The following is a 6,479-nucleotide window of genomic DNA, read 5'->3' as shown; positions in this document are numbered from 1 at the left end:
CCCGCGTCTCTGCGGTAAGCTCGGTAGCAAAGATATTGGCGCAGCGCTTAGCGACCGGAAACCCAGGGCGCACATAGGGCACCACGATCAGCGCATCACCATAAATCTCGCGGATACGCTCGCTGCCCCCAGGCGTATTGGTGATCGCCAAGACCGCGTCGGCGTGGCTGTGCAAGACATACTTGGCCGGCAGGAGCGCATGGAGCATCGCCTCCACCGAAACCGGCGGCGCCGAAGCATCCACGACACTGCCGCGCAACTCATTCAGCCACTGCTGATCGGAGAGCGTCGCCAGCGTCGTCAAGCGCCGCAGATAGTCCAGCCGTACCGGAGCAAAATCCTTCGCCTCCACGGTGGCCAGATCGGAACCACTGCCCTTCACATAGAGCAACGTCTGTGGCTGGCCAAAGATATCGGGCTGCTCGATCTTCACCGACGTATTGCCCCCGCCATGCAAGACAAGGGCCGGGTCGGCACCGAGCAGCCGCGAGGCATACACACACTGGGCGAGGTCACCGGCGAACGCAGCCGCCGTCGCATGATTCCATTGGTTTTGCATAAAAATACTTTCTTGCTTGCGCTGTGGCGACTTCGTCGCCACAGCGCAAGCAAAAAGCGGGTTTGGGGCGCAGCCCCAAACACCCAGAAACACCTTCGGGGGCGGCTATGCCGCCCCCGAAGCGTGAGACAAGAAACTATCGAGCGGCAGCCTTAGAAACTGTCTGAAAAGCTGGGGGACACACGCTGGAGTGCCGGCTTTAGCCGGCTAAAGCCGGCACTCCAACGCCAACCCATAGACTCTTCAGACAGCCTCTTACGCCGCAACGCCCTCGCTCTTGACCGTCTGGTAGAGATCGTTGGCCTGGGCGGGGGTCAGTTTCTCGTGGATGAGCGCCTGGAGACCACGCGCCGCCGCGACGGGGTGCGGATCCTGCCAGACATTGCGCCCCAAATTGACGCCGATAGCGCCGCGCTCTAGCCCATCATAGACAAACTCATAGACTTCGAGAATGGTATCGCACTTGGGGCCACCGGCAATCACCACCGGCACCGGGCAGGTCTCGGCCACCTTGTGGAAATCCTCACACCAATAGGTCTTGACCGCCGTAGCCCCCAACTCGGCAGCGATACGGCAGCAGAGCGAGAGGTAACGCGCATCGCGCTTCTCAAGTTCCTTCCCCACAGCGGTAACAGCCATGGTGGGAATACCATAGGGCTCACAGGCATTGATCAAATTGGAGAGATTGCTCAAGGTCTGGAACTCATAATCCGAGCCAATAAAGACCGAGAGACCAACAGCGGCAGCATTGAGGCGAAGCACCTCATCAATCGAGACCGTCACCGCCTCCTGGGCCAGATCGCCACCGATGACGCTGCTGCCACCCGAAACACGCAGAATGATCGGCACCTTCGTATTAGGATCAATGCTGGCACGCAGCACACCACGGGTCAAAAAGAGCGCATCGGCAAAGGGCAGCAACGGTGTAACCATCTCGGCAGGCTTCTCTAGGCAGCGAGTTGGCCCCAAGAAATAGCCGTGGTCCATCGCGAGAAAAAAGCAGCGTCCGTTCTTGGTAATCTGAGCCCAACGGTTCTGTTTGCCCCAATCCATAGTCACAAGCTCCTCAGTATTGCGTATATGTCATAAAGATGACGACATGGTAAGAAACGTGAACATTATAAACTCTCACGGGCGGGTGTCAACTACTTGGATGCGGGCATTCATATGCGCATGCAGCGCCTGACCAATCTCAGCAACCTCACCCTGTGGACTAACCAGCGAAAAGGCCCAACGCAGCACAAAATAACTATTACGGCGAGGGGTCGGATTCTGGCGCACCGCGAGGTTGCCAAAGAGCCGTTCAAACTCCGTGGCCTTGGCGAGATCGTAATAATTCTCCAACAACGAAGGCCGATTGTACCAGAAAAACGCTACGGTGCATACGCACCGTAGCGTCTAACAAGAGACTAGAGTCGCCTGCGGCTTAGCGCACAACTAAGGGCAGGGCAACCATAAAGATCTCATCGACCACACGAATATTGAGGCTGATGGACACATTAGACAAGCCTTCGGCCTGAAGTTCAATATTCTTGGTATAGGTACCAGACGGTTGGGCACAACCATCCACATCAACCCGCAGGCGGCTATTACCCTCCTTCACAGGAGTAATCAGGTTTGTCGCAGGGTTCACTGAAGCTACCCGCCAATCAACCGCACGTGTATCAGTAAAAGAAATATCAAAGGTGATGCTGCGTGGGCGCTCACAGCTCACAAGGACGTGCGATTCTTGAGGAGACACCGCCATTGAAGGGGTAGAAAACATGCCACTAGCATGGGCATCGCGGCGGAACTGAGGCCATGGGGCGCTATAGGGTGCATGCGGGCCGGGAGAGCTATTGAGGCGATCAGCAAAGTCAGTCCAGGCGTAGAGGTGGCCATGGGAGGAATTAAAACTATGACTCCCACCAATGACAACCTCTAATTTACCATTGCCTGTCAGATCGCCAATTGCAGGTGTTGACTTGAGTGTATACCATGCAAATAGTGATGGTTGTGAAGCACAACCTGGCCCCTGACACGTCAATGGATTACCAGTTGTACCTTCAAGAATATGCACAGACCAGAAATTGGCTGCGACAACCTCAAGTGAACCATTACCATCAAGATCCGCTATGACAACTGATTGACGATCGCCCCCATGAGGATCATTTGAACCAGAGTTAGGATCACGCAGAATGGTTTGCCATTTTGGGTTAGGATTGGTGGGATCCCATGCGACGACTCGACTAAAGCCATCCCCACCAATCTCAGGTGCCCCACTCACGGTAGCAACAATCTCAAGGCGACCATTGCCATTAAGATCAGCGACAGCAGGCGAAGACTGGACACAAGCGGGGGCACTCAACGTCTGCAGTATCGCACCATCCGCAGGCCGAATAATTTGAATCCAGCGACCTCGCTTATCGTTGCTATCTTCTGGAAAGAAGCAGCCAGAACCAACAGCAATTTCAAGCCCGGGATTATCAGGCAGAAGATCCGCAGCTAATGGTGATGAATAGAGCACCTGATCGAAAGAGGTTCGCCAAATAAAGCCGGTCTGAAACGGAATACGCCCACCCTCAACCGGCGTCGTTTTAAATGCTTGCAGATAGCCACCATCATGAGTAGGGGGAATCACATGGGGATTAGCAGAGATGTCAGTTGCAACGATGAGTTCAAGTTCAGGATCATCGTCAATGTTCATGAAGAGCGGTGTAGACCAGACCGTATCAGCGGCGTGGTAGTACCAGCGTAGCGATCCATCAGCATTGAGCAGGTAAACATTACGATCAAGCCCACCAAAAGCAATTTCGAGCTTACCATCACCATTGCTATCGGCAAGCGCAGGTGCGGTGATTACACCATAGAGTGCTTCAGGTCCATCAAGGCTTGTTGCATCAAAATCACGCTGGCTAAAATTCCAAAGCATGTGTCCATCTGTTCCTCGATAGACCACGATCCCACCATCACAGGCCCGATTGGTGTTTTGGAGTGTACCATAGCCAATCAGCACATAGGGGACACCATCACCAAAGAGTTCGCCGACGGTCGGGCTACCATAGATCAGACTTTGAATTGGATGCCCATTGATATCAGTAGATGCACAACCCGCAATGGGTACAGTCTGTGTCCAAAGTAGTTGACCATTCGCACGATAGACATAGACCCGACCATCTACTCCTGCAACGACAACTTCACGACCATTATCAAGGTTCCCATCAACATCAGCAATCACCGGCGCACCGAAAAGAATCGGAGCACCTTGAAGAACGAGACCATGCTGCTGTGGAGTATCATCAGCATACCGGGGTGAATGCGTAAATCCAGGTACAGGTGGAGGTTGATCCCTAGCTCCGGCAGCTACAAATTCAGGGATCAATAAAGCGCTTATAGCAAGAATGAGAAAGCAGGCGAGCATGTGGACAATACGTGATTTGGATGAGCGCATCAATTCATCTCCATTTCATAACAATGTAGATTGCAGCACACGTCTAAAGATACTCGAAAAAGGGGGGGATTGCAAATCGTATCCCAACGTAAAGATATGCAACAACCCATCCAATGCTACTCACAGGCTCCAAGCGAATCGAGAAGGCTTCTTACCAATGATATTGGGAGCATCACAAGCATCTTATGCCATTCTCATTTTTCAGGCAGATATTTCTGAAGATCGTGAATCACAGGCCAAGGCATGCAATTGCAGTATATAAGAAACCAATTTACATGCTTTTTTGTACATGTAATATTATGTTGATCAAGGTAAAAATCTAGTGGTTTTACAAGATCGCCATTAGCATTCAATACAAGTGCGGTTTGTGTGGGATCAGCAGCCAATACTGCGTACTCCACGCGATGATCATAGCTTTCACGATTTGGTCCGAGCATGGACGAAGCTAAAATTTGACCACCACTCTCCACCATTAAAACTTGGCCAATCCAGTATGATGTATGAACATACGTAATCTGTTGATCTACCAGTGTATGTGCTAAGCGTGCTTCTGGACGCTCACTACTCGGTATAATAGTGAACATACCTACTGGCCCACTCCAGATATTCGAAACGAGTATAATACCTAAGCCTGCGGTAGCCGCCCAGATGCCTAAATTCTGTCTTATGGCAGCAACAAAGAGAGCTACGAAGAGGGCAAGGGCAAGATATATTGGCAATACATAACGTACATCGCTCAACAGCGTATTAAACGAGCTAAAGATGAACAAGCCCACTACCGTCATGCTCAAGCTAAGTGGAATTATAGAACCACGAACAGTGTTAACAATAAAGATATAAAATCCAAAAAATACCGCCAAGATCATCGTCAGAATAATTACAATTGCCGCACCAAAATCAAGTACCCCCATAGGCCACGGACGCTCTATGCCCAAGATCAAGGGAGTTAACTGGGTTGTAAAGCCCACAAATGCGTCGCTAGGTGCTAAACCATGTTTCTCACGGCCAATAATCCACCAAAGCGGATTGTCATTTGGGCGAGTATAGACATAAATTGCCGTTGGAATCAACCAGAGCAGACCAATGACCAATGAACAAACATAGCCTAAAAAGGGCAAACGCAGCAGACGTTGCCAGCGCAGCAAGGCCAACAATCCACACACGAGCAGCACCGATGCCACTACCATACCGGCCCAGAATGCCAACGTGGCCGCCAAAGTTGTTGCTGACATCAGGGCAATAGTTGTGCGCTGGTCATACTCACCCCAGAGCAGACGAATACTGCCCCAGAGCGCAAGGGCAGCAAATGTTACTGCCTCGAGATAACCAGGCTGCGGCTTGAGCGTCCACCAAAGAAGTGTGGCTGATGGCACGGCAACCCATAGGGCTGCGCTCGCTCCAGCCCAAGAACCTGCTAGATCTTTGCCAATCCCATACAGCGCTAGTGTGAGGATCATCGAGAGCAAGAGAGGCAAAACCAACAACGTGTTATGCGAAATGCCCCCTACGGCCATAATTGGAACAAGCAAATAGGCACTTAACGCTCCGGTATGGTGGCCAAAATAGAGCGCTTGCCAACCCCGCAGTAAAATATTAGCGGCAAAACTCCCTGTAAGATAGTCGTCACCATTGAGAATCGGCACCTGGTGCGGTACAAGCCAGAGCCTCAAACCCAACGCGATACTCACGATCCCACCTACCAGTAGGTAATCGGTACGATGCCAAGGTTGAATCACAATATCGTTGTGCCTGAAACGAAAGAACCGCCCCATCCAGTGGAAGCAGAGTACAACGATGAAGCATCCGACCAATCCCCAGGCAAACAGAACAGCCCACAAAGTATAGGCATGTTCACCCCACAACCCCCATTGTAAAGGAATGATCAGAGGCAGAGGTATAGATAACCAGCGCGACCAGCCTACGCGTTGGATCAGGAGCGCCAACAACAGAACCTGCAGAAGCATACCAGCAGCACTAAGCGTCCACCATGACAGGCCAAAACCATGCGGAGTAAGCTCAATACTCCGCACGACAACACTCAACTGACGCCGATCACCAACCGCCTGGAAGGTCTCTGCTTGCAGTGTCAGCACTTCTGACGTTGGTCGCCACTCGCCTGGCAGCCAGAGTGTGTACATCCGGCGGCCTGGCATCACGTAAAACTCCGCTTGGCTCACCCCACCATAATCCAGCCACAGTGCTAAGAGCTGCTCTTCTGGATGAATGTTTTGCAATTCTAAGTGTAATCGTTGTGGAGCAGTAGAGAGACGAGGCAATTCTACCTGGGCATAGCCCCGCATCCAACGAAATGGCTCACCATTAGCGTCTAGTTCCACACTATCAAAGCCAAGTTTCCAATTTTCCGAATAAATATCTGATACAGTTCTTGAAGGAACATACCAATAGTAAGTAAAAAGCACTAATAAAACACAAAAAACGACGAATATATTCTTATTTTGCATGATTTTTTGCAGAGAAATCAAGAATACA

The 6,479-nt window shown here is 51.4% G+C and carries 5 protein-coding genes; all 5 read right to left on the bottom strand.

Features of this window, described 5'->3' with window-relative positions; genetic code table 11:
* Positions 1 to 559: class II aldolase/adducin family protein (locus CJ255_RS05730; protein ID WP_174714056.1), on the bottom strand; the 559-nt coding region annotated here is incomplete at its 3' end.
* 255 nt (positions 560 to 814) lie between these two features.
* Positions 815 to 1,612, bottom strand: coding sequence for a 3-hydroxy-5-phosphonooxypentane-2,4-dione thiolase (gene lsrF / locus CJ255_RS05725; protein ID WP_097643132.1), 798 nt, complete (start codon positions 1,610 to 1,612; stop codon positions 815 to 817).
* A gap of 75 nt (positions 1,613 to 1,687) precedes the next feature.
* Entirely contained in the window at positions 1,688 to 1,903 is a 216-nt protein-coding gene (locus CJ255_RS05720) for an AAA family ATPase (RefSeq protein ID WP_124681832.1), read from the bottom strand.
* A gap of 82 nt (positions 1,904 to 1,985) precedes the next feature.
* On the bottom strand, positions 1,986 to 3,989 hold the full coding sequence (locus tag CJ255_RS05715) for a PLL family lectin (protein ID WP_124681831.1): 2,004 nt from the start codon (positions 3,987 to 3,989) through the stop codon (positions 1,986 to 1,988).
* Positions 3,990 to 4,183: 194 nt separating this feature from the next.
* The gene (locus tag CJ255_RS05710; RefSeq protein WP_124681830.1) at positions 4,184 to 6,451 is read right to left on the bottom strand and encodes a hypothetical protein; all 2,268 of its coding nucleotides are present in this window, start codon (positions 6,449 to 6,451) and stop codon (positions 4,184 to 4,186) included.
* Between the last annotated feature and the right edge of the window lie 28 nt (positions 6,452 to 6,479).

The sequence above is a fragment of the Candidatus Viridilinea mediisalina genome (genome assembly GCF_002532535.1).
Taxonomy (GTDB): domain Bacteria; phylum Chloroflexota; class Chloroflexia; order Chloroflexales; family Chloroflexaceae; genus Viridilinea; species Viridilinea mediisalina.
Note: the sequence above shows the minus strand (reverse complement) of the source record. Positions and strands in the feature narration are given on the sequence as shown.